The sequence below is a fragment of the Phytoactinopolyspora endophytica genome, assembly GCF_004138495.1.
In the GTDB taxonomy this organism is placed as follows: Bacteria; Actinomycetota; Actinomycetes; order Jiangellales; family Jiangellaceae; genus Phytoactinopolyspora; species Phytoactinopolyspora endophytica.
Genome location: NZ_ML142856.1, coordinates 77,212 through 77,535, shown reverse-complemented (window position 1 = coordinate 77,535; position 324 = coordinate 77,212).

Genomic DNA, 324 nt, shown 5'->3' with positions numbered 1-324 from the left:
CCATCGGCGCGAATGTGCGATAGAGCGCCGTGAAGGCCGCCTCGTCACCGGTGCGGGCTTGATCGAGTAGCGTCACCAGGTCGTCGTCCGTCCCTTCCCTCATGGGCGTGACCTTCTACGGACGAACGGACCAGGCGCATCGTGGGAAACCACATGTTTGCCGGGCGGACTACGTACGTGTACCCGCGAATGCTGCGAAATGACGACAGGTCGCACTCCACCTAACCAGTAGTCATGGGAGTCGTCGTTGTGATGTACATCACAAAAGTCGCGCGTGCTGATTCCGGTTCAGGCTGCTCCCTACTTCCAGCATCCCTGGCTGAA